Genomic DNA, 23,458 nt, shown 5'->3' with positions numbered 1-23,458 from the left:
TCCCTTTGCATTGGTTGCTTTACTGAGACAGAGTATGAGCGTTCATATGGCCATCGTAAAATATACGTTTATAACAGTTTGATATAGATGCTTCCTATATCACTCTGGACTGCCATAAAGAGATTTGACCCATGCAGGACGCAGCAGCCTAGATGTGCCGACGAATCGCGTCGATATAGGCCCGCCCATAGCGCGTGAGCGTCGTGTTCTTGCGTGTGATAATGCCGATCTCCATGTATTCGTCCACATCGAGCGGAATCGAGATAATACCGGGACCGTTAAGTTCATGGCTGATCACGCCCGAACATACCGTGTAACCGTTAAGGCCCATAACTAGGTTGAACAGCGTCGCACGGTCACGCACACGGATATTCTTGCGGCGCTCAAACGTCGAGGTCAGTTCCTCAGAATAATAAAACGAGTTATAGCTGCCCTGCTCATAGGACAGGAATGGGTAGTCCTCGAGATCTTCGAGTGTCACGCTGGCGTGGTCCGCCAGTGGATGGTCGGCGCATATAAAGACATGCGGCGTGGCGCAGAAGAGTCCCTCGAATACGAGCTCGTTAGCGGCGAGCATGCGCTCGATAACCTCGCGGTTATGCTCGGATAAGTACAGGATGCCCAGTTCGCTTTTCATATGCGCGACGTCCTCGATAATCTCGTGAGTCTGCTCCTCGCGCAGGGTAAAGTCGTAGCGCGCGGCATCGAACTCGCGGATCACGTCGACAAACGCGTTAACGGCAAAGGAATAATGCTGGCAGCTCACGCTAAAGTGCGGCACCTGCTCGGACGTGCCTTTGTACTTACCCTCGAGCAGGTCGGCCTGGTCGAGCACCTGGCGCGCGTAGCCCAAGAAGGTCTCGCCTTCCTCGGACACAATGACGCCCTTGTTGGTGCGCTCAAAGATGTGCACGCCCATCTCGTTTTCGAGATCGCGGATCGACGCGGTAATCGAAGGCTGCGACACAAAGAGCCGGCGCGAGGCCTCGGTGATACTGCCGCATTCGGCAACCTTAACAACATACCTGAGTTGCTGAAGCTTCATGACTTTCTCCCTAGACGTTCGTGACGCCAAAACCCGCTGTGTCCATCTGACGCATAAACGACGGCATCTCCCCCGTCGCGGCGCAGGCGGCAATCTGATGCAGAGCCCCGGCGACCGTATCATCTGCCGCAGCGCCTATATGCCAGCGCGCGGCAGCCGTGACGGCCTCGTTGGCATTGGCGACTGCGACGGAGTTGGGAACGGCATCGATCATGGGCAGATCGTTATCGGAATCGCCGAATACGGCCACCTCGTCGAGCGTCAGGCCCAAAGCGCGCGCCAGCTCCAGTGCAGCGCAACCCTTGTCCCAATCTGCTGGAAGAATGTCGAATAGGCGCACACGATTGTTGGGAAACACGAGCGAGAGTTCCGGCACCTCAGCGGCAACACGCTCGCGTAGCCCCGCGAGCTCCTCACGCGAACGGGCACTCCAGATATTCGCCTTGTATACCGGGGCATCATCGACAACAGGACGGCACGGGGCCTCTTCGCCTTTGAGCCATGCGTTGCCGCCCGACTCCATGGCGCGACGAACGCGCTCGGGATCACTCGTCACACAATAGGCATCGTTATTCCAAAAGTCATCGCCCAGACTGTAGACTTTCAGATACGTATCGTCGGTCTCTTGCTCCAAGTAGTCAGCCAAGCGCATCAGGACGGCGTTGTCGGTCGCATGCGAGGCTACCACCTCGCCGTCCACAAACATGACCTGGCCGTTGCAGAACGCACCGGTCGAAAAGCACTCGGAACAATTTTTGAACATCCAGCCCATCGCGGACGGTTGGCGACCCGAAACCGGGCCAAAGTGCAGACCCGCCGCCTGCATGGCATGAATGCCCTCGATGGCGTAGTCGCTGGCGCCGTCATGCCCGGCCGGAATCAGCGTATCGTCCATATCGGTCAGCACAAGTTTAATCATAAGGTCCCCCGTCATTTTCACCGTAACCATTGTAACGACCTACCAATAAGGGACAGGTTTATTTTGGCAGGTTTTATCTGGGAAAATACCGCACCCCAGTTGCCACCTGCCAAAATAAACCTGTCCCTTTTTGGCAGGTGCGCTAGTATAGGGAACAACAGATTCGATGCAGGAGTGCCGGCGGTGCAAACCACAAGGCTGAGAGGGCATGGGGCCCAATCCTTTGAACCTGTCAGTTAATGCTGGCGTAGGGAGCATGCCGCCTTTACAGGGGCGCTGTCTATGCACAGCGCCCCTTTTCTATGCCAAGGAGGCATGTGCAGTGATCAATTCGGAACAGCTCAAGCAAAACGTAGTCAAGGCCGCGGAGGAGATTCGCGCCACCAATCCGATGGCCGGCTCCATCACCAATACGGTGACGATTGATTTTGTCGCCAACGCGCAGCTCGCCGTGGGCGGATCGGCCGCCATGGTCTACCTGCCCGACGAGGGCGAGGCGCTCGTTGCCGGCGGCGGCGCCATCTATCTCAATATGGGCACGCTCTTCCCCATCTACGAGCAGACGATTCCCCGCGCAGCCAAGGCGGCGCATGACGCCGGCAAGCCCTGGGTGCTCGACCCGGTGGGCCTGGGCATCGGTAGCCTGCGCACCCAGCTGGTAAACGAGCTCAAGCAGTACAAGCCTTCCATCGTGCGCGGCAACGCCTCCGAGATCATCGCGCTTGCCGCCCTATGGAACCTTGAGGGTGAGGCAGCCGACCTCAGCCGCGCCCGCGGTGTCGACACCACCGATACCGTTGATGCCGCCCGCGATGCCGCCGTGGCGCTCGCTCGCTACACCGGTGGCGCCGTAGTTGTCTCGGGCGAGGTTGACCTGATCACCGACGGCACGACCGTGGCCAAGTCCCATGGCGGCAGCCCGCTCATGTCCAAGATCACCGGCTGCGGCTGCTCGCAGGGCGGCGTGCTGGCCGTGTATGCCTGCGCCGGCGACCCGTTTACGGCAGCCATCTGCGGCACCGCGGTCTACAACGTTGCCGGCACGCGTGCCGCCGCTGTCGCCGATGCCCCGGCAAGCTTTAAGGTCGCCTTTATCGATGAGCTCTACCGCGCGACCGCCCAGGACATCGCCGACAACCGACTCGAGCTCGAGGAGGCATAAGCCATGTCCAAGGCCGCAACCAGTGCCGGCATGAACACGTTGGTCGCCGTGGCCATCGCCCCGTGCGGCACGGGCGACGAGCTCTCCGCCGAGGTCGCCGAAGTCGTACGTGTCATTCGCGAGAGCGGCCTTCCCAACCGCACCACCTCGATGTTCACCGAGATCGAGGGCGACTGGGACAAGGTTATGCAGGTCGTACGCGATGCGACCTTTGTGTTGGCGAGCAAGGGCATCCGCACCGAAGTCGTGCTCAAAGCCGATATTCGACCCGGATTTACCGACACCATGACCGGCAAACTCGAGCGCATGGGAGCACAGATCAAAAAGCAGGAGGAAGCACGATGAGCATCCGCGACAACCTTGATATCTCGGCCTATCTGGTACTCGGCCCCGAAAACACACTCGGGCGCCCCGTGGGCGATGTGGTGGCGCAGGCGCTCGACGCCAGCTTTACCTGCATCCAGGTGCGCTCCAAGGTTGCAAGCGCCCGCGAGATCATTGCGCTGACAGGCGACGCCGCGCAGGCAATCGCGCAGGCCGGCAAGACCGGTCAGGTCGCCCTGCTGATCGACGACCGCCTTGACTGCGTGCTCGCCGCGCGCGAGCAGGGCATCGCTGTCGACGGCGTGCACGTGGGCCAGAGCGATATTCCCGTCGAGGTCTGCCGCAAACTTTTGGGCCCCGATGCCATTGTGGGTCTTTCGGCCCGCTGCGAGGAGATGCTCGAGTACGTCAAGACCGCCGACATGAGCCTGGTCGACTACCTAGGCGTAGGCCCGCTGCACGAGACCGAGACCAAGCGCGACTGCGGACGCGCAGCCGATGGCTCCATCATCACCAAAAGCTATGAGGATCTGGCCGCACTCCACGCGGCAAGCCCCGTGCCCATCGTGGTGGGCGGCGGCGTCAAGACGGCCGACCTGCCGCAGCTCAAGGCCACCGGCGTCGATGGCTTCTTTGTGGTGAGCGCCGTCTGCAGCGCCGACGACCCCCACGCCGCAGCCAAGGAGCTCGTCGACACCTGGCAGCAGGCGTAAACGCGAGCCGAGCAGCTGCTCTGCCGTCTCATATCTTCAAGAGCGGAAAGCGCATCCCAGTTTGGACCTCCATTCCGGGATGCGCTTTCCGTATAGAGGGGCAGTGGGAAACTGCATCCCAGTCTGAACACATATTCCGGGATGAACTTTCCGCCACGGGCCTCTCGCGGAAACCGCATCCCATTCCAAACGCTCATTCCGGGATGCGCTTTCCGCCGAGATAGCGGCGGCAGCCTCTACCCTGCCAGATATGTCTCCAGTGCCGGCAAAGTCGCCTCCGCATCGCGGCGACCGATCTGATAGATGCGCTCGAGTTCATCGGGTTCGCGGCACAGCGACGGCACCTTCACCGATTCGCTCGGCCGCACCACAAAGATCTCGCCGGCAGCCTCGCGACGTGCCAAGTCGTCGAGCGCGGCATTGTAGACCTCATGCCGATGCTCAAGCGCTGCGACAAACTCCGGGTAGTGACGGAACACGCGCCGCAGCATGGGCATCACGCTGTTGGGCTGCTTTACAAAGCCCGCCGGCTGCGTCAGCACCACCACGTTGCGGTCATACCCCTGCGCAAACAGCCAAGCACTGGGAATGGAATCAGCCACGCCGCCATCTAGATATTTATGCCCGTCAATAGCGACAGGACGCGTTGCCACGGGAATCGCCGACGACGCCCGGATCCACTCGATATCGCGCTCGTCACCATACGGCAAATCGTGATAGACGGCCTTGCCCGTCTCGATATCGGTACACACGCACGTAAACCGCATGGGACAGGCGCGATATGTCTCCAAATCGATGGGATCGCGCTCGACGGGCACCTCGTGATAGGCAAAATCGGCATTGAACATGTTGCCGGTTCGCAACCAGCTTGTCACGCTCGCATAGCGCTTGTCGGCGCAATAGGCCTTGTTGTAACGAATGGCGCGACCGATCTGGCGCGATTTAAAGTTGTAGCCAAACGCCGCGCCCGCCGAGACACCCACCATATGGTCGCAAGTTAAGCTGTGCTCCATCCATACGTCGAGCACGCCCGCCGTATACATACCGCGGTAGCCGCCTCCCTCGAGCGCAAGCCCCACCGTGCGCGTCGTATCTGGCTGCGCCATACGACCATCTCCGTTTCTGCGTTTTAAACCGAGACAAATATACCCGTCAACATATATCGTCTCAGTTGCATTTTTCATCGAACATCGCATTGTCGCACCACTGTTTGGCGAATAATACCCTCCCACAGCATGGGCGCCCGTATACAATCATATACTGCTGTTCATACTACTCAGCAGTTATCAACGGCGAACGCTAGCCGAAAAATTAGCCCAGCAACGCAGCAAGGCGGGGCCTGGATACACGCAAGGCGCTGAACGACAACGCGTGTGCACAACGAGCTCGCCCGACGCAATCCGCCCCGTCCTCAGAAAGCCGCTTACAACATGGACACTGACAGCAATTACACCGAAACACTCGAAAAGACCGTCCGTGACCTTCTCGAGCGTCAGGAGGATCTGATCAGGACCGCCTTTACCGACCAGCTCACCGGACTTGGCAACCGCGGCGGCTTTGCCCATTCCTTAGAGGAAATCTGGGAACAGGAACTGCCCGTGACCATGGCTTTTATCGACATCGATAACCTTAAGCACTGCAACGACATCTTTGGACATGACGAAGGTAACCGCTATATCTTGCAGGTAAGCCTCTATCTCAAGCTGTATATGAAGGTAGACGAGGCGGCATTTCGTCTGGGAGGCGATGAGTTTGCCATCTTATCTACGATTGCAACCGAGGACGACCTCGCCGAACGTCTGGAACACTGCCGAACGATCCTGCTCAAAAACAACGATTCCGAGATGCCTCACTCGTTTAGCTACGGAGTGTCACACGCCGACCCCGCCCTGGGTGAAGCCCCCAATCGTATGACACTCGATGCCGATCATCGCATGTACGACTACAAGCTACGTCATGCCATGCACCTTGATCGACGCAATATCACGCAAGTCCACGCCGACGACTTCGAAATAAGCGACCGCGTTTTCGACGCGTTTTCGATGCTCAACGAAGGCCGTTATTTCTTTATCGAGAACTTGGACAAACATCGCATCCTTTGGTCGCAAGGTGCCTTGCGCGATCTCGGTCTTCCTTCGGAGCATATAGATAACTACCGCGATTACTGGAAAACGCGCGTCCATCCCGATGACCTTGAAGCCTGTATCGACGACATCGACCAAGTCTATAACGGCACCAAGCACCGTCGAGTCATGCAGTACCGTGTACGCAATGCCGCCGGCGGCTACGTCCTCTGCCGTGCTCGCGGGTTTCGTATCGATGGCGACGGAAATGCCCCCTCGCTCTACGTCGGCGAGCTCGTCAACCACTCACTTGTCGAAACCGTCGACGCCGCCACTGGCCTCGGAACGCAGCGCATGCTGGTCAACGCTATCGATGCCTGCCGTCGCGACCGTTGCGAGACGGGCCTTATAGCGGTGCGCGTTCGTGGCACGGCAAAGCTCAACGAGCTCTACGGGGCCGAGGCTGTCGACAACATGCTTGCCGAATACGCAGGCCGCATGCTGTCGATCACCCGCGGCAGGAGCCGGGTCTACCGTTCACGAAACGTCCAGTTCGTCGTGCTCAGCAACGATTTGGGCCGCGAGGCATTCGAGCAACTGACCTGCCACCTTAAAGAGGCCGTTTTCGCTCCTATTCGAATCGCAGGCGACACCATTACTCCCGTCTGTCTTGTCGTCCCGGCCTTTTACGAGCACTTAACCCATCAGACGACCGCCGTTTTAGGCGAACTCGACCGTCGCCTTCGCACGGCCGGCGGACTTGTTCCCAACGACAGCCTCCCCATACCCGAGGCTGAGCGTAAAAGCGCCATAGCCGAACGCATCGACTCGCTCACGGGCCTCTATCGACCCAGTGAGTTTATGCGGCGCGCCAATACATTTCTCAAGACAAGGCGCGACGGCACCTGGTGCGTCGCCACGGTCGACATGGGCCACATGCGCCTGTTTAATGAATGGCACGGCCAGGCCGAGGGCGACCGCGTGCTCGCCGATGTGGGCACGGTCCTCAAGAATATCGAGAATGGCGATATGGGCGTCGCAGGGCACTGGGGCCAAGACGACTTTTGCATACTCATCCCCTTTGAGCACAACACCATCCATCAAATCTATAGCCGCGTTCGCGAGGCCGTAGCCAGACATGATGACGGCGTAGGCTTCTGGCCGTCCATGGGCGTTTACCCCATCGACTCCAGTGAGGAAATCACCATCGATGCGCAGGCAAAGGCCATGTATACCAATCAACGCGCAAAAAACGACTTTAAGGAGCGCATTGCCATTTTCTGCCCCGCGGAGTACGAGCGCGAAGTCGCGTTCCACCGCACGCTGACCGAATTCCAGTATGCGCTCTCAAACGGTCGCATTACCTATCACTTGCAGCCCCAGGTCGATATGAAAACCGGCGAGATTATTGGCGCCGAGGCGCTCACGCGCTGGATTGACAAAGATAGCTCCCTCATTTCACCTGCCACCTTTATCCCCGCTCTCGAGGAAAGCGGCTTTGTGGTGACGCTCGACAAATACATTTGGCAGGGTGTCGCCTCGTGGCTGCGCAAACGCATCAATCGAGGACTTCGTGTGGTTCCGATCTCGCTTAATGTGTCGCGCGTGGATATCCTTGCCTGCGACGTTGCCGAACATATGGGAGCGCTTGCCGCCCAGAACAACCTACCGCCCAAGCTCATGCGTATCGAGATCACCGAGACGGCTTATACGGGAGAGTCCGAGGTCGTGGACAAACTGACGGCCGACCTGCACGCCCGCGGCTTCTCGACCTATATGGACGATTTTGGCACCGGTCAGTCCACGCTCGCGATGCTCAAGAACGTCAACGTCGACGTCATCAAGCTCGACCGCGCATTTGTGCCCGTCGACGGCGATCATGGCCGCAGCACGCAAATCATTTCATCGATGCTCGAGATGGCGCATTCGCTCCATCTGCCCGTCGTGGTCGAAGGCGTCGAGACAAATGAGCAGGCGAACATGCTACGACAAATGGGCGCCCGCTACGCCCAGGGTTTCCTCTACTACCGCCCCATGCCGGCGAAAGATTTTGAGGTATTGCTCGATGGTGGCAATAACAATTGATACGCTCGCGCGCAGAACGCTACCGTTAAGGGACATGCTTATCCCCATTGGCTAACTTGTATTCCCAAATCGAGTTAAATTGGGGATATGATACAAACCACTGTCTCGCCCAAGGAGGTTATGCATCATGAACGAGTCCTATCGCCTGGGCGAGCAATCGGTTATTACCTATCTTCAGCGACTTGCGAATGGCGTCTCAACCGCCGAACTCGATGTTGCCGCGCTGCCCACAGAGCTGCGCGCCATTGGCGAGCAGCTGCAGAAGACGCACGCCATCCTGCAACAAGAGCGGCAGTTGCTTGAGTGCAACGCCTATATCGATCCGCTCACCAACTTGGGCAACCGTGGCGGACTCGACCGTCACGTCGAGCAACTCTGGCGCACAGGAGACCCCTTCACCTGCGCCTATATTGACATCGACCACCTTAAGCACTGCAACGATAAGTTTGGCCACGCCGAGGGCAATCGCTATATTCTGAGCATCTGCCGCGCGCTCACTGAAACAATGGAGCACGATGAGATGCTGTTCCGCATCGGTGGAGACGAATTTGTACTCGTGTCCCCCACGACAGGCGAAGCCGAGCTCGAGCAGCGCCTTGAGCGGGTACGCGCCGACCTTATCGAGGCGACATCAGACGATAAAGCGCCCATGATCTCTAGTTTTAGTTTTGGCTGCTCGCGCGTCGACCCGCTTGCAGGCGACACGCGTCGCCAGATGACGCTGGATGCCGATCGCAAGATGTATCGCTATAAGCTTATGCATCGTGTGCAGCAACCGAAAGACAATGACGCACTGCAACACCCAATCGCCGAGCAGTTTCCGTGCAACGACCGGGTGTTCCAAGCAATCTCCATGAGCTCCGAGACGCGCTATCCGTTTATCCTCAATCTCGATACGGGCGAATCGCAATGGTCGGTCAACGCCGTGCGCGATTTTGACCTGCCTTCCCAGCACCCTTTTAACTCGGTCGATATGTGGCTTGCCCGCGTCCACCCCGAGGACCGCGACAATGTGCGCTCCGAGCTCGATATGGTGGTCAACGGCACGTGGCACTTCCACTACATGCAGTACCGCGTGATGGACGCCACCGGAGCGTACGCGCTTTGCGACTGTACGGGCTACCGCTTGGACGGCACCGATACCGAGCCCAACATGTACGTGGGCATTATCATCAACCGAAGCTTGGCAGATACGACCGATTCCGTAACCGGCCTGGGCGATATTCACGCCCTGATCAACGCTATTGGAGAGATGCGCCGCGTGCCGCGCAAGGCAGGCTTTATCGCCATTAAGGTCGACGATATCGCCGAGGTCAATGCCCGCTTTGGATTCGATGCGGGCGACCGCGTGCTCGCCGAAAGCGCCGCCTGCCTCATGGATTGTTCGCGCGGCAAGGGCCGCCTGTTCCGCTCGACGGGACCAACGTTCGTGGCACTCTTCGATGAGCTCGGCCCCGAGGCAATCGATGAGCTCGCAAGCGAAATCGAACGATTCCTGGGCTCTCCCGTGCTCATCGACTCGCTTGAATATCAGCCGCCCATTCGCGTGGCCACGCTCCATCTGGACGGCGTCGACCGACAGCCCGTTTCCATTTTGAACGAGCTCAAAGCGCGGCTTAAAGAGGCGCCGCAAGTACCGGGCACCAAACTGGACTAGCGCTGCGGGGCGCGATGCGAAACACAAGCCGCTTCACATCGCGCCCCACGCCATCTACCCTCTCGTGCGATAATCCTCCGCAGAAGTCACCGACAGCAGAGGGAGTTCGTGATGAAGGTTCTTTTAGTCAATGGCAGCCCCAAGGCAAACGGCAACACCGCCCGCGCACTCGCCGAGATTGCAGAACAGCTTAAAGCCGAAGGCATCGATACCGAGGTGTTTCAGCTGGGCGCCAAGCCCATTCGCGACTGCATCGGCTGCGGCCAGTGCGGCAAGCTTGGCGGTCGCTGCACCTTTGACGACGACGTAGTCAACGAGCTCATCGCTGCCGCCGAACAAGCCGACGGTTTTGTCTTTGGCTCACCCGTCTACTATGCGCACCCCAGCGGCCGCATCCTTTCGGCCCTCGATCGCGCGTTTTATGCTGGCAGCAAGGCCTTTACACACAAGCCGGGAGCAGCAGTCGCCGTCGCCCGTCGCGGCGGCACGTCGACTACCTTCGACGTGCTCAACAAGTACTTCACCATCAACCAGATGCCCGTGGTGGCCTCCACGTACTGGAACAACGTCTTTGGTGCCATGCCGGGCGAGGCCGCCCAGGATGCCGAAGGCCTTGCCACCATGCGAAACATCGGCAAGAACATGGCCTGGCTCCTGCACTGTATCGAAGCTGGACAGGCAGCCGGCATCGACGCCCCCGAAGCAGATCGCGAGCGCACCAACTTCATTCGATAAGTCCAGCGGTGGTTGCCTCGATGTTCTACCAACCCGAGGTGACCGCCGTTCGTTAGAACGGCGGAACCAAACAATGAATATCCAGATTTTTGGCACCAAAAAGTCCTTCGATACCAAGAAGGCACAGCGCTATTTTAAGGAGCGCCGCATTAAGGTGCAGTTTATCGACCTTAAGGAAAAGGAGATGAGCAAGGGCGAGCTCACGAGTGTCATGCAGGCGGTCGGCGGCATCGACAAGCTGCTCAACCCCAAGGCCAAAGACGAGGAGACACTCGCGCTCATCCAGCACCTCACGCCCAGCCAACGCTTCGACAAGTTGCTCGAGAATCAGCAGGTGCTAGCCGAGCCTATCGTGCGCAACGGCAAAAAGGCGACCGTCGGCTATTGCCCCGATGTATGGGGAGCCTGGGAGTAGCCTGTGTTATTTACCGGCGCGTGGGTATAAGAGCAGGCGTTTAGCATATGATTCAACTGTAAACCATGTCTAACAAAGGAGGGCACATGCCCAACAAACCCGTGAAGATCATCATGCTTACCGGATACCTCGGTGCCGGTAAGACCACGCTGCTCAACCACATCCTCGCTAACGACGGCGGTATCCGCGCCGCCGTGATCGTCAACGATATCGGCGAGATCAACGTCGATGCCAGCCTCATCGCCGACGGCGGCCTTTCCGAGACCGACGACCTCATCCCGCTCACCAACGGCTGCATCTGCTGCACGCTTTCGGATGACCTGGCCAACCAGCTGGAGGGCATCGCCGATTCGGGCAAGTTCGACTACATCATCATCGAGGCATCGGGCATTTGCGAACCCATCCCCATCGCCTACACCATCTCGAGCTTCTGCGACGAGGCCAAGGTGGGCGGCGAGCCCAAGCTCGCGCTCGACAACATCGTGGCCGTGGTCGATTGCGCCCGCATGTACGACGAGTTCAACGGAGGCCGCGACCTGCTGGCAGAGGATATCGACGAGGACGACATCGAGAGCCTGCTCATCCAGCAGATCGAGTTCTGCTCCACGCTGATCCTCAACAAGACCGACACCGTGAGCCCTGAGCAGATCGCCGAGCTCAAGGCCATCGTGCGCAGCCTGCAGAAGGACGCCGTGATCGTCGAGGCCCAAAACGGAGAGGTTCCTATGGAGGAGTTGCTCGACACCGGCCGCTTCGACTTTATGCGCGCCTACAACTCCGCCGCTTGGATCGAGGCCATGGAGCATCCCGAGGAGCACGACGACCCCGAGGTGCTCGAGTACGACATCGACACCTTTGTGTACTCGCGCCGCAAGCCGTTTGACCTGAAAAAGTTCACCGATTTTGTTGAGCAAGAGTGGCCCGACGAGGTCATTCGCGTCAAGGGTCCGCTGTGGCAGACCGGCGATCCGGACATGTGCTACATGTTTGAGCAGGCCGGCCACCAGATGCGCCTGATGGAGAACGGCTTGTTCGTTGACTCCGCGCCCGAGGGCGAGAAGCAGAAGATCATCGACGAAAGCCCCGAGATCATGCAAATTTGGGACGACGAGACGGGCGACCGCATGACGAGCCTGTGCATCATCGGCCGTCACATGGACAAGGATGCGCTCATCGCCTCCCTCGATGCCTGCCTGACCGACTGGCAGCGCGCCTAGGTTTATCCAAGCGGGCATTTTTCCGCCTACGTAACCGCCAAACCACCACGAAGGTACCCTTCGTGGTGGTTTTTCATTCTGAGCCAAGGAGATTCATGTTCAACATTGTGCTGTATGCGCCCGAGATTCCGGCCAATACGGGCAATATCGGCCGCACCTGCGTGGTTACCGGCGCCCGTCTGCATCTGGTGGAGCCGCTGGGGTTTTCGCTCGACGACAAGACGGTGCGTCGCGCCGGCCTGGGCTACTGGCAAAACTTGGACGTGACGACCTATGCCGGCTGGGAGGATTTCCTTGCGCGCAACGGCCTCTCCCCCGCCGACGAGCGCCTGCATCTGCTGACAAAAAAGGCACGCCGCACCTATGCGCAGAGTACCTACCGCGATGGCGACTACCTGGTCTTTGGCAGCGAGAGCTCGGGCATTCCCGAGCCACTGCTTGCCGCGGCGCCCGAGCGTTGCGAGCGCATCCCCATGCTGCGCGATTGCGACTCACTCGATAACGCCGATGCCTGGGAGGCTCATGAGGAGTCGCTCGGGCATACCGAGGGCAGCCACGAGGCCATCCTTCAACAGGACATCTGCGGCAACTTCGTCAACCCGGATGACTACCGCATCAGCGCACTCAACCTCTCCAACAGCGCCGCCATCGTCCTCTACGAAGCCTTGCGCCAAACAGGCTTTCCAGGAATGTGACGAAGGAACTGCCCCTTTGTCACATTCAAGCGCCACGTCGATGACACACGCGCCTGATTGATGCTCTAAATAACGAACCATCACTTTTAATCATAATTAACTAGAATAAAATGAAATTAATCTGAGATGCTAAAGGAGGGCATTGTGGAATATCTCGAGAACCCGTTTACCCCCAGTTTTGGTGAGGTTCCTGCCCATCTCGCTGGCAGACAACAGATTATTCGGGATTTGGACCGTGCCTTCTTGAGCCAGCGCAGGCGCCCGGAATTGACCTCGATCTTCTCAGGCGCGCGTGGAACCGGTAAAACCGCTCTCATGTCGTCGCTTGCGACGAGGGCCGAATCCCATGGCTGGGTTGCCGTAAAGACAACCGCGCTCTCGGGAATGCTTGAGGAAATCGAGTTCGGGGCGAAACGTGCTGCAGGCCATCTTATCGACCCGTCTAACAACTTCGAAGTCACCGGTCTCGGAATTGCACCGCTCGGCAGCATCGAGGTCAATCGCGTTCACGATACCTCAACCTGGCGTTATCGCATGAGTGACATCATCGACCAGCTCAACGAGGCGGGCACCGGGCTGCTCGTCACGGTTGACGAGGTGGACCCGACACTCGACGAGATGATTCAGCTCGCAGCGACGTATCAGCACTTTGTGACCGATGGGAAACGCGTCGCCCTGCTCATGGCGGGACTTCCCAACAACGTCTCGACGTTGCTGAACCACAAGACGGTCTCGTTCCTTCGCCGCGCCCAACAATATCATCTGGGTCGCATCGCAGACTATGACGTGCGCGAGGCCTTGATTCGCACAATCCAGGAAAACGATCGCCTGGCAGATGCTGAGGGAATCGATAGAGCCGTTCGCTCGATCTCTGGTTTTCCCTTCCTATTGCAACTCGTAGGCTACCGTGCCTGGGATCTCACAAGCGATTCGAAGGAAATCTCGTCACGCGACTTTGACCTGGGAATCAAAATCGCGCGCGACGAGATGGACGACCGAATCCTCGCGGCAACCTATCGGGAACTCACTGCGGAGGACAAGCGATTCCTCATCGCTATGCTCGATGACGAGGAAGAGTCCACCACCGCCGACCTTATCGAGCGCCTTAAGCGTTCGCCGCAACAGGTCTCTCGCTACCGATGCCGCATGATAGACGCCGGCATCATTGGAGAACGCGGGCGCGGAATCGTCGCTTTTGAATTGCCATTCTTCCGCGACTATCTCGCCGCTCAATGCGTGAAATAGACATCAATGTGACAAAGGGACTGCCCCTTTGTCACATTCGGTTATAGGTAGCGGCCGGTGATGCTTGCGGAGCAGGCTGCGATGTCGCCCGGCGTACCGACGCAGACGATTTGCCCGCCGGCATCGCCACCGCCCGGGCCCATGTCGATCACGTAATCGGCGTTACGGATAAGGTCGAGGTCGTGCTCGATCACGACGACTGTGGCGCCCTTGGCAACGAGGCCGTCAAACACGCTCAGCAACACCTGGACATCGAGCGGATGCAGGCCGATCGTGGGCTCGTCGAACACGAACACGGCATCGTCCTGCACGCGCCCCATCTCGCTCGCAAGCTTAAGGCGCTGCGCCTCGCCGCCCGAGAGCGCCGGCGTGGGCTCACCGAGCGTGAGATACCCCAAGCCCAGGTCGTGCAAGGTCTGCAAGCGCGCCTGAACTTTCTTGAGTCCCAGTGTGGCGTCGAGGGCCTCGTCCACACTCATGTCCATGAGCTGCGGCAATGTAAGCAGGCTCCCGTCTTTGCCCTCACGATGGATATGTGAAGCCGCGTCTGCATAGCGAGAGCCGCGGCATGCGGGACAGACGATCTCGACATCGGGCAAAAACTGTACGTCGAGCGATATCGAGCCCGTGCCATCGCACGTAGGGCAGCGCAAGGCGCCGGTGTTATAGCTAAAGGCACCCGCCTTGTAGCCGGCTGCCTTGGCCTCGGGCGTACGGGCGAAGGCCCGACGCAGCTCGTCGTGGATATCGGCATAGGTCGCCACCGTTGAGCGCACGTTGGCACCGATGGGCGTGGCGTCGATCAGGTTGGCACGCGCAATGCCCTCGGCATCGATCCAGCGCACATGGCCGGGCAGGCGCTCGCCAGCTGCTTGCGCCTTAAGTGCAGGAATGAGCGTCTCGAGCACCAGCGTCGTCTTACCCGAGCCCGAAACACCCGTCACCGCAACCAAGCGACCGCGCGGGATATCGACTTCGAGCGGCTTGACGGTATGGATGGCATCGGTCGCCATGCGGATATGACCCTGGTCGAACATTTCGTCGTCAGCCACCTGCGGCCGCAAGCGCTTGGGCCCTGAGCGCAAAAACGGGGCGATGCGGCTGCCCTGCGATTGTTCGACCTCGTCCACCGTACCTGCAGCGATCACATTACCGCCGCCTGCTCCGGCAACGGGGCCCATCTCGACCAGATAGTCGGCTTCCGCCAGCACGCGCGTGTCGTGATCGACAACGACCACGGTGTTGCCGTCATCCACCAAATCGCGCATCACGCCTACCAGGCCGTCGACATTGGCAGGATGCAGACCGATCGAGGGCTCATCGAGTACATAAAGCACGCCCGTCGATCGGTTGCGCACCACGCGGGCGAGCTGCACGCGCTGGCGCTCACCCGTGGAGAGCGTAGCACCGGCGCGGTCGAGCGAAAGGTAATCGAGCCCCAGGTCGACCAGGCGACGAGCCGTGCTCAAAAACGAATCGCAGATATCCGCTGCCATGGGCTGCATCTCGGCCGGCAAGGATGCGGGCACCCCGCGCACCCACTCAATCGCCTCACCCAACGTCATGGCCGCTGCCTGCGCCAGATTGATACCGCGCACATGGGGCTGGCGCGCCGCCTCGGAGAGACGCGTGCCGCCGCAGTCACGGCACGGGCCCTCGCGCAAAAAGCGTGCAACGCGCTTGAGACCCTTGTCGTCCTTAACCTTGGCGAGCGCATTCTCGACCGTATAGACGGCGTTGTAATAGGTGAAGTCGAGCGGCGTGGCGCCCTCGCCGTTTTTGGGAACGTAGAGAATATGCTTCTTAACCGCCGGGCCGTGAAACACAATGTCGCGCTCTTGAGGTGTGAGCTGGTTAAACGGCACGTCAGTGCGCACGCCCATCTCGCCGGCCACCTGCTTCATCAGATCCCACATGAGCGTGCCCCAGGGAAGCACCGCGCCCTCGTTGATAGTCTTTGACTCGTCGGGTACCAGACTCGCCTCGTCCACCTCGCGTATGACACCGGTGCCGCCGCAGGTGGGACACGCACCGCCGCCGTTAAAGGCAAGGTCCTCGGCACTCGGCGCGTAGAACTCGCGGCCGCATGCGGGGCACGTGAGTGACAGGCCCGCAGCCACGTTAAGGCTCGGCTCCACACGCGCCCCGCAATGCGGGCACATGTGATGGGCGCAGCGGCTAAAGAGCAGGCGCAGGCTATTGTTGAGCTCGGTCATGGTGCCAAAGGTGGAACGCACGCCCGGTACGCTGGGGCGTTGATGCAATGCGAGCGCCGCCGGCACATGCAGCACCTCGTCCACCTGGGCGTGCTCGGCCTGTGTCAAACGACGGCGGGTGTAGGTGCTGAGCGCCTCCAGGTAGCGGCGCGAGCCCTCGGCATAAAGAACCCCCAGCGCCAGCGAGCTCTTGCCCGAGCCCGACACGCCGGCAATACCCACGAGCTTTCCCAGCGGGATATCGATATCGATGTCCTTGAGGTTATGGACGCGCGCGCCACGTACCTCGATAGCACTTGGTTGTTGCGACACCGTCATCGCTTTCCCTCCCGTTGATCGAATGTGACAAAGGGACTGTCCCTTTGTCACATTGTCTGTCTGCGCCAGTCTTCGCGGCTCAAATACGTAAAGCACTCGGTACGTACATCGCCCATAAGCTCGCAGGGCACGTCGCGCTCAACGTGATGCGGCGCGAATCCACACTTTTGCTGAACGCGTAACGACTTGTTATTGCCCTCGTAATATCCGCACCAAAGCGCCTTGCAGCCAAGCGTTTCGAACGCATAACGCTGCATGGCTCGCACCGCTTCGGGAGCAAAGTCTCGGCCCCAGAACGGCTTGGCGATCCAGTACCCCACTTCGAGTTCGGAACCGTCACCTTGGCGGCTTGTTTCGCAGCGAGGTGGCATCAGTCCAATGCTGCCCACGGGTTCGTCTGTCGCAGCCAGACAAACGGCAAAGGTGTGGAGCGCAGATAAGACCGTCCGAATGATCGCTCTGCTTTCTTCAATGCTTCGGTGGGGCGGCCAGCCCGCAGCCGGCCCCACGTCCGGGTCGCTAGCATATGTAAACAGACTCGCCGCATCCGTCTCGCGCCATGGACGAAGCGTCAAACGCTCGGTATGAATCACCATGTTTCGACCTCTCAACTATCAATGTGACAAAGGGACTGTCCCTTTGTCACATCACTCATGCCATAAAATGCGGTCGCGGATGTACGCACCCAGCATGGGCACGGTAAACCGCACAAGGCCGTATCCGGCAGCCTCTATGACGCGCTCGCGAATCAGGCTTGCGCGATATTTACTCGCCCAACTCTGGGTGCGGTCGCAGCGCTCGATGATGTCCGCCATGCGCGTCGGCTTGTCCTCGTCAACCGCCATCGCCTCGATAAACAGACGCTGCGGGCTGCGCAACCCGTAATACAGCGGTGCGTCGACCGCTTCGTAGAACTCGGAGATGGCATCCGTGTGGCCAGCCTCGACATCGCGCCCTTCGATGGCCTGCGAACCACGCCGGGCAGCCGACCGCCACATGTAATAGCCCACGAGCTGAACCATGTAGGGATGGCCCATACTCTTGCGCGCTGCAAGGTCCGCCGTCTCCGCGTCAGCGTAAAGACCAGCGTCTTTGACCGTCTGGATATACGAATCGCGCACCTTGGGCAAGGATATCGCCCCCAGTGTACGCTGCTGGGCACGCCGCAAAAACGTCACGCTCGGCTCTTCGAGCAGATCGTCAACCATACTGGGTAAGCCGGCGAACACCAGCGCAAGACCGCACTGGTCGCTATCGGGCAAGCCTGTAGCATCCTGGTCTCCAAGCACCTGCTGATAGAGAACGGCAAGAGCCGCCAGTTCCTCGATAGATGCCGATTGTGCCTCGTCAATCGCAAACAGTAAGCCCTTTCCCGGCCCGAGCCTCTTGAGGCGCTCGTTGACCAGCCCTCGCAACGTCTCGCCCTTTGCTCGCGCCGCCTCGACCGACATCCGGCCAAACGACGGACCGAACTCCATTGACGTCACAACGGGCTTATTCGAGCGAAGCGCGTCGGCCAAGCGATCGCATAAGCCAAGCGAAGCGGAATCGGAGACAACCGCCCATCCGCGCTCATTGGCAAGACGCTGCAGCTCCCGCAGGAGAACCGTTTTGCCACAGCCGCGGTTTCCCGTAATGAGCATGAGCCTGCCCGGCGCTCCGGCGCCGTTATCGAGCCCTTCCTCGAAATCTTCGATGACCGACTCGCGACCGATGAGTATCGGGGGCCGCTTGCCAGCCGTGGGCTTAAAGGGATTTGGATTCATGTCGGCCTCCTCGAATTGGCAAACTCTGATAATAGTTATACCAACTTATACCGAGTTATACCAACAGGATGAGGCAAAGAGACTGACCGTCTATCACCTATGGCCGAAAAACTCAGCGTCTGCTGCTCGCCAGGGGCGGAAGGTGGCGGGATCGACCTTTACGTGCGCCGCGGCGGGTACGTCGTACCATTTGACCGTGTAACCGGCGCCGTGAAAGCAAAAGACCGAATCGGGCGTGTTGGGCAGATCGGCCTCGGGCTCATAGGCGGCCGTCTCGATGACGCGCTCGGCATCATGGCAAGCCGCATAGCCGGCGAACTCCAGGTACAAATGGCCGCGACCGCTCGTGTAGGCAGCCACCTCCAGCGCGTAATCCTGCACCTCGGATGCCGGCACGCGACCCACAAGCTTCGCCCGGTCTCCCGCCATCGTCGGCGGCTCGTACTCGGCACCCATGCGCGTGGCATCCGAGAGCGCCCGGCCCACGCACTCCCCCGGCACCTCGAGCTCAAAGTGGTACCACGGCTCCAGCAGCACGGCTGCGCTGGCCTCACGCGCTTGCATGAGCCCCTGGCGAATCGCGCGGTACGTGGCCTGGCGAAAATCACCGCCCTCGGTGTGCTTGGCATGCGCACGGCCGCCCGTGAGCGCAATGCGCACATCGGTGATGGGCGAGCCGGTCAGCACGCCCAGGTGATCGCGCTCCATGGCGTTGGTGAGTGCCAAACGCTGCCAGTTAAGATCGAGCTCGTCGGTCGAGGTCACGGTGCCAAACTGCACGCCCGAACCCGCTGGCAACGGCTCCAGGCGCAGATGCACCTCGGCATAGTGGCGCAGTGGCTCAAAGTGGCCCACGCCCTCGACCGGCTGCGAAATGGTCTCCTTATAGAGAATGCCGCCAGACTCAAACGCAACCGAAAGGCCAAAGCGATCGGCCAACACCCGCTGCACGACCTCGAGTTGCACGGCGCCCATCAGCTGCAAATGGATCTGCTCAAGATGCGTATTCCAGCTTACGCCGAGCATGGGATCTTCGTCCGCCAGCTCAGTCAGCGCTTTGAACACCGCATGGACATCATGTTCGCCCGGCAGCACCGTATAGGTGAGGACGGGCGCGATGACGGGCGCATCGCACGCGGGCTCCGCGCCCAGGGCGTCCCCTGGGCGAACGTGCGCAAGACCCGTCACGGCACAAATACCGCCAGCAGCAACTTCTTGCGCAAGCTCATACTTCTCGCCGTTATAGATGCGTACCTGATCGACCTTCTGCTCCCATGCCTCGGCACCGGAACGTCCGTCAATCATCTGCTTGGCGTGCAGCGTTCCGCCGGTCACTTTAACCCAAGCCAAGCGCTCACCGCGATCCCCGCGGCTCACGCGGTAGACGCGGGCGGCAAACTCCGGGCGCCATGCCTGTTCGCGCATCAGCGCGCATATGCCATCCAGCAGCTCGTCCACGCCTTGGTCCTTGAGCGCCGACCCAGCAAAACAGGGAAAGAGCTTGCGCTCGGCAACCATGCGCGACAGCGTCGCGACGGAAAGCTCACCCGCTTCAAGAAACTCCTCGAGCGCCGCCTCGTCCAACGCAGCAGCGTCCTCCTGAACGGCACCACCCGCCAACAGTTCGTTGGCATCCAAGCAGCCCTCGGAAAGACGCTGCCCAAGCTGTGCCAGCAAAACATCGCGGCCGGGATGCTCCAAATCGATTTTGTTGATATAAATGAACGTCGGGATGTCATAGCGCGCAAGCAGGCGCCACAGAGTTTCGGTGTGCCCCTGTACGCCGTCGTTGGCACCCACAACCAAAATAGCGTAGTCGAGCGCGCGCAATGTGCGCTCCGCCTCGGCAGAAAAATCGACATGCCCCGGTGCGTCCACGAGCATGACGCGGGTACCACCGTGGTCGAACACGGCCTGCGACGAGAAAATCGTGATGCCACGCTCGCGCTCGATCGTGTTCGTGTCCAGATGCGAATCGCCATCGTCCACGCGGCCGCGCTTGCGAATGCGGCCCGCGTTAAACAGCATGGCCTCGGCCAACGTGGTCTTGCCGGCATCGACATGCGCCAAGATTCCAACGACCGCTTGCTTCGACATGGCTCTCCTCTTATTGCAAGCCCATCGCACGCGGCAACGGGCATCCTCGTTCCACACTGGATGATACAATGTACGGGCCGGTGGGCGAAGCGGGCCCTATCCCCCGACCGAGCTCATCGCCCCGCGTTGCCGCGCGGCGATTTTCGTAGGTTCGCGCCTTGCGAAAGCCGGCTTACAAAACAGCGTAGCGAACGAACATGGCCCCACCCGGGGCCATGTTCGTTCGCACGAATTGTTGATATGCGTCCCTGCTCTTACGCCTCGCGCAGCCAATCAAACGCAACACGCGGCGTGCCGTCCGACACATGCACGATGCCGGCGCGCTTAAACCCGGCCTTGGCGATGGCGCCCTGCATAGGCAGGTTGTCTTGGTGTGTGTCAATACGCAGATGGTCGATGCGTTCCTTGGCAAAGGCAAACATCGCCGCCGCGACACCATGCGCGGTACCGTCCGACGCCACACGGTGCAGCACGGCATACGGAGTGTCGCTGCGCCATTGACCGTCCTCAATGACGTCATAGCACTCGTCCGGGCCCGGCAAGAAGGCAAACGTTGCCACCACGCGGCCGTCGACTTCGAACACATAGCTGCCACCGGCGGCGATATCGGCAGCCAGCTGCTCGGCAGAAGGTGTGCCCTTGGGCCACTGCGTGACGTTGCCATGCGCGCGCATAAAGGCGCGGGCCGCGTCATAGATAGCCATGATAACGGGAATGTCGGTATCGAGGGTTTTTCTGATCATCACGCGGCGACCTCACGTTTATTGGTATCACTTTGATTGAGCAATGATACCAGCGTTTAGAGAGGGGCGCGAAGCAGATGGGGAGCAAAAAGCGAGCCGCCTGGTCAAAAGCCAAAAGCGAGTTTTTGGGCGCTGCCACCGGCGGCGATATGAGCGACCTGTTTGCACGCGAGGACGAGCGCCGCGACGTCCTGGAAGCCGAACGCGATGAAGCCTGGCGCTACAAGTCGTGCGAACGCAAAAACCGTTACGACACGCGCGCCGAGGCCGAGGCAGTTATGGCCGACTGCGAAAACCGCGGGCGGCGCGGCCTTGCCTGCTACAAATGCGAATACTGCGGCGGGTGGCGTCTGACGTCGCACCCTTGGAAATAGACTCCGCATCGGCACGGTGTTGGCGGGACGCCAGCCATCGTGCACAAGCTACGGGCGCGGCGGCACCAAAACATCGTAACGAACAGCCTTGCCCGCAAGCTGATAGCTCGGCTTAACACCGGCAAGCAGTGGCCCCTTCACCGGGCGCTTGATAACGACCTTGCGCGGCCGCACCGCAAGCGCAGCTTCGACCAGCGCCTCCTCATCGGCACACGGCTGTTCCAGATGGTGCAAGAGTTGGAACTTCTTTTTCACCGCCGCGCTCTTGGTGCGCCCGGGAAACATGGGATCCAGATACACCACGTCGGGAGCGGTGAGCTCGCCCCGCCCGATCAGCTCAGCTGTATGGCGAAGGCCGGCAATGCTGTCCTCGCCCGCATGTAAGCGCATGCGCGCCACAGCAGCCGCAAGCGCCGGATCATCTGCCGCGCGATCCAAGGCGTCCTTGAGGAGCGCCGCGATTACGCAATCCTGTTCATACAGATCGACGGTAAAGCCCGCGGCCGCCAGCAGCAGCGAATCCTCACCAAAGCCCGCCGTGGCATCAATCGCCCATAGGCGCTCGATGCCTTTTGTGCGCGCGGCCTTCACCAGCAGCTCTTGCTGCAGGCGGCCCTGCTTGAGCCGCGGAAGCATGCGGGCAAAATCGGCACGCAGCTCCATCGTGCCGTCGGTGAGCGTGAGACCCTCGGACTTCCCGGTCAGCTCAAGCCCCGCGGCCCGAGCAACAGAAAAGGGATCGACGACGCCCATGGACACTCCCTAACAAGCAAAACGGATACGTGAGCGCCGTTTATGCCAGCACCCAACCGTCCGCTATTGTCCCACATGCGACATGGTCCACAGCATCCCAATGCAAAGCACCGCCATCAATCCCGTGCACACGGCAGCAATCACGGAATCACTCATGCGTCTTCCCAACGATCGCGGCTCACGCACTTGCTTGGCTCCGTACATCATGGCTCCTCCTTGAGACCAGCTCTTTGTTACGGCCCCATCATCTCAGCGCCGCACATGAGCTGCCATCGATTTGGCTTACAGCTGGCTTTCTTTTTTGAAAGATTGCCCTGCACAGGCGAGAAGCGCTTTCCAACACACACGCTGTCACATTGAACTACAATGTGCTTCACGATATGTGCAGCATATGGGACGCGCCAGCCTGGCAGCGCCCGCATCGAAAGGACTACCCATGAGCTTCGCGCGCAAGACACTCAAAATCCTTGCCCTCATCTACTTAATTCGAGGCATCTCCGACCTCGTCATCGCCGGCGTCGGCATTGCCACGAACAACCTCGATTATTCCACATTCGGTCCAAACGCCATGCTCGCCGCGGTCGTGATTATCGCCAAGGGCCTCGTCGACCTTGCCGCGGGCGTTGCGGGCATCAAGGGTGCCAACAAGCCGTCGCAAGTAGACGGCGCGTTTAAGCTCGGTATTGTTGCCGCAGCCGCCACGCTCGCCCAGGCCGTGCTTACCCTTCCTGCGCTGGGCGGCAGCGCCCTCAATATTGGGGCCTTTGTCATCGTGGTCTACGACCTGTTCTTTGTTCAGCAGGCACACGCCGTTAAGGTCGAGAACAAGGACCGCCTGTAAGCGACCACTTCTCATAACCTCTGCTATCAAGCAGCTAAAAAGGGCCGATCGCGTAGCAACGCGGTCGGCCCTTTA

21 protein-coding genes and 1 riboswitch are annotated in these 23,458 nt (G+C 59.9%); of the genes, 12 read left to right on the top strand and 9 right to left on the bottom strand.

The features are described 5' to 3' along the window. Positions 1-148 precede the first annotated feature (148 nt). Positions 149-1,045, bottom strand: a complete 897-nt coding sequence (locus tag SFLMC1_RS04785; RefSeq protein WP_152074302.1) for a LysR family transcriptional regulator — start codon at positions 1,043-1,045, stop codon at positions 149-151. A gap of 10 nt (positions 1,046-1,055) precedes the next feature. Continuing rightward, entirely contained in the window at positions 1,056-1,964 is a 909-nt protein-coding gene (locus tag SFLMC1_RS04780; protein ID WP_187323862.1) for an HAD-IIB family hydrolase, read from the bottom strand. Between the two features lie 160 nt (positions 1,965-2,124). Beyond that, a riboswitch (TPP riboswitch) is annotated at positions 2,125-2,235 on the top strand. Between the two features lie 51 nt (positions 2,236-2,286). On the opposite strand from SFLMC1_RS04780, the gene thiM reads away from it, so the two are divergent. The 3 genes from thiM to SFLMC1_RS04765 are packed head-to-tail and all read left to right on the top strand — an operon-like array spanning position 2,287 to position 4,163. Continuing rightward, positions 2,287-3,126, top strand: coding sequence for a hydroxyethylthiazole kinase (gene thiM / locus SFLMC1_RS04775; protein WP_152074300.1), 840 nt, complete (start codon positions 2,287-2,289; stop codon positions 3,124-3,126). Positions 3,127-3,129: 3 nt separating this feature from the next. After that, complete coding sequence (locus SFLMC1_RS04770) at positions 3,130-3,471, top strand: MTH1187 family thiamine-binding protein (protein WP_226814266.1); 342 nt, start codon at positions 3,130-3,132, stop codon at positions 3,469-3,471. Then, on the top strand, positions 3,468-4,163 hold the full coding sequence (locus tag SFLMC1_RS04765) for a thiamine phosphate synthase (RefSeq protein ID WP_152074299.1): 696 nt from the start codon (positions 3,468-3,470) through the stop codon (positions 4,161-4,163). The genes SFLMC1_RS04770 and SFLMC1_RS04765 overlap by 4 nt, the downstream gene beginning before the upstream one ends. Before the next feature lie 236 nt (positions 4,164-4,399). Here SFLMC1_RS04765 and SFLMC1_RS04760 read toward each other — a convergent pair whose 3' ends face one another. After that, on the bottom strand, positions 4,400-5,269 hold the full coding sequence (locus tag SFLMC1_RS04760; RefSeq protein ID WP_152074298.1) for a patatin family protein: 870 nt from the start codon (positions 5,267-5,269) through the stop codon (positions 4,400-4,402). Positions 5,270-5,593: 324 nt separating this feature from the next. Here SFLMC1_RS04760 and SFLMC1_RS04755 point away from each other — a divergent pair, with 324 nt between their 5' ends. From SFLMC1_RS04755 to SFLMC1_RS04725, 7 genes are all read left to right on the top strand, one after another. After that, positions 5,594-8,311: an EAL domain-containing protein gene (locus SFLMC1_RS04755; RefSeq protein ID WP_152074297.1), complete on the top strand. Its 2,718-nt coding sequence runs from the start codon at positions 5,594-5,596 to the stop codon at positions 8,309-8,311. Between the two features lie 127 nt (positions 8,312-8,438). Next, complete coding sequence (locus SFLMC1_RS04750; RefSeq protein ID WP_152074296.1) at positions 8,439-9,968, top strand: diguanylate cyclase domain-containing protein; 1,530 nt, start codon at positions 8,439-8,441, stop codon at positions 9,966-9,968. A 111-nt stretch (positions 9,969-10,079) separates the two neighbouring features. Beyond that, a complete protein-coding gene (locus SFLMC1_RS04745) occupies positions 10,080-10,703 on the top strand; it encodes a flavodoxin family protein (protein ID WP_152074295.1) in 624 nt (207 codons plus the stop codon). Positions 10,704-10,776: 73 nt separating this feature from the next. Further along, on the top strand, positions 10,777-11,118 hold the full coding sequence (locus SFLMC1_RS04740) for an arsenate reductase family protein (RefSeq protein WP_022093957.1): 342 nt from the start codon (positions 10,777-10,779) through the stop codon (positions 11,116-11,118). An 86-nt stretch (positions 11,119-11,204) separates the two neighbouring features. After that, positions 11,205-12,335 carry a GTP-binding protein gene (locus SFLMC1_RS04735; protein WP_152074294.1) on the top strand — a complete coding sequence of 377 codons (1,131 nt, stop codon included), beginning with the start codon at positions 11,205-11,207 and terminating at the stop codon, positions 12,333-12,335. A gap of 95 nt (positions 12,336-12,430) precedes the next feature. Beyond that, positions 12,431-13,030 (top strand): tRNA (cytidine(34)-2'-O)-methyltransferase, encoded by a 600-nt coding sequence (locus tag SFLMC1_RS04730; RefSeq protein WP_152074293.1) that lies wholly within the window; start codon positions 12,431-12,433, stop codon positions 13,028-13,030. A gap of 144 nt (positions 13,031-13,174) precedes the next feature. Continuing rightward, a complete protein-coding gene (locus SFLMC1_RS04725; RefSeq protein ID WP_152074292.1) occupies positions 13,175-14,275 on the top strand; it encodes an ATP-binding protein in 1,101 nt (366 codons plus the stop codon). Positions 14,276-14,316: 41 nt separating this feature from the next. On the opposite strand, the gene SFLMC1_RS04720 is transcribed toward SFLMC1_RS04725, so the two are convergent. From SFLMC1_RS04720 to SFLMC1_RS04700, 5 genes are all read right to left on the bottom strand, one after another. Beyond that, positions 14,317-16,809, bottom strand: coding sequence for an excinuclease ABC subunit UvrA (locus SFLMC1_RS04720; protein WP_152074291.1), 2,493 nt, complete (start codon positions 16,807-16,809; stop codon positions 14,317-14,319). A 47-nt stretch (positions 16,810-16,856) separates the two neighbouring features. Further along, entirely contained in the window at positions 16,857-17,405 is a 549-nt protein-coding gene (locus tag SFLMC1_RS04715; protein WP_152074290.1) for a GNAT family N-acetyltransferase, read from the bottom strand. Between the two features lie 51 nt (positions 17,406-17,456). Continuing rightward, on the bottom strand, positions 17,457-18,575 hold the full coding sequence (locus tag SFLMC1_RS04710) for an AAA family ATPase (protein WP_152074289.1): 1,119 nt from the start codon (positions 18,573-18,575) through the stop codon (positions 17,457-17,459). Positions 18,576-18,668: 93 nt separating this feature from the next. Continuing rightward, entirely contained in the window at positions 18,669-20,672 is a 2,004-nt protein-coding gene (locus SFLMC1_RS04705; protein WP_152074288.1) for a GTP-binding protein, read from the bottom strand. Between the two features lie 254 nt (positions 20,673-20,926). Beyond that, positions 20,927-21,415, bottom strand: a complete 489-nt coding sequence (locus SFLMC1_RS04700; protein ID WP_152074287.1) for an N-acetyltransferase — start codon at positions 21,413-21,415, stop codon at positions 20,927-20,929. A 77-nt stretch (positions 21,416-21,492) separates the two neighbouring features. Here SFLMC1_RS04700 and SFLMC1_RS04695 point away from each other — a divergent pair, with 77 nt between their 5' ends. Beyond that, on the top strand, positions 21,493-21,789 hold the full coding sequence (locus SFLMC1_RS04695) for a hypothetical protein (protein WP_152074286.1): 297 nt from the start codon (positions 21,493-21,495) through the stop codon (positions 21,787-21,789). 48 nt (positions 21,790-21,837) lie between these two features. Here the strand turns inward: SFLMC1_RS04695 and SFLMC1_RS04690 are convergent, their stop codons facing one another. Then, on the bottom strand, positions 21,838-22,542 hold the full coding sequence (locus SFLMC1_RS04690; RefSeq protein ID WP_152074285.1) for a class I SAM-dependent methyltransferase: 705 nt from the start codon (positions 22,540-22,542) through the stop codon (positions 21,838-21,840). Positions 22,543-22,978: 436 nt separating this feature from the next. Between SFLMC1_RS04690 and SFLMC1_RS04685 the strand changes: the two genes are divergently transcribed. Continuing rightward, positions 22,979-23,383: a hypothetical protein gene (locus tag SFLMC1_RS04685; protein WP_152074284.1), complete on the top strand. Its 405-nt coding sequence runs from the start codon at positions 22,979-22,981 to the stop codon at positions 23,381-23,383. Positions 23,384-23,458: the final 75 nt, after the last annotated feature.

Source organism: Collinsella aerofaciens, from assembly GCF_901212495.1.
Taxonomy (GTDB): Bacteria; Actinomycetota; Coriobacteriia; order Coriobacteriales; family Coriobacteriaceae; genus Collinsella; species Collinsella aerofaciens_H.
The sequence above is the reverse complement of the archived record's forward strand: the minus strand, read 5'-3'. Positions and strand labels throughout refer to the sequence as shown.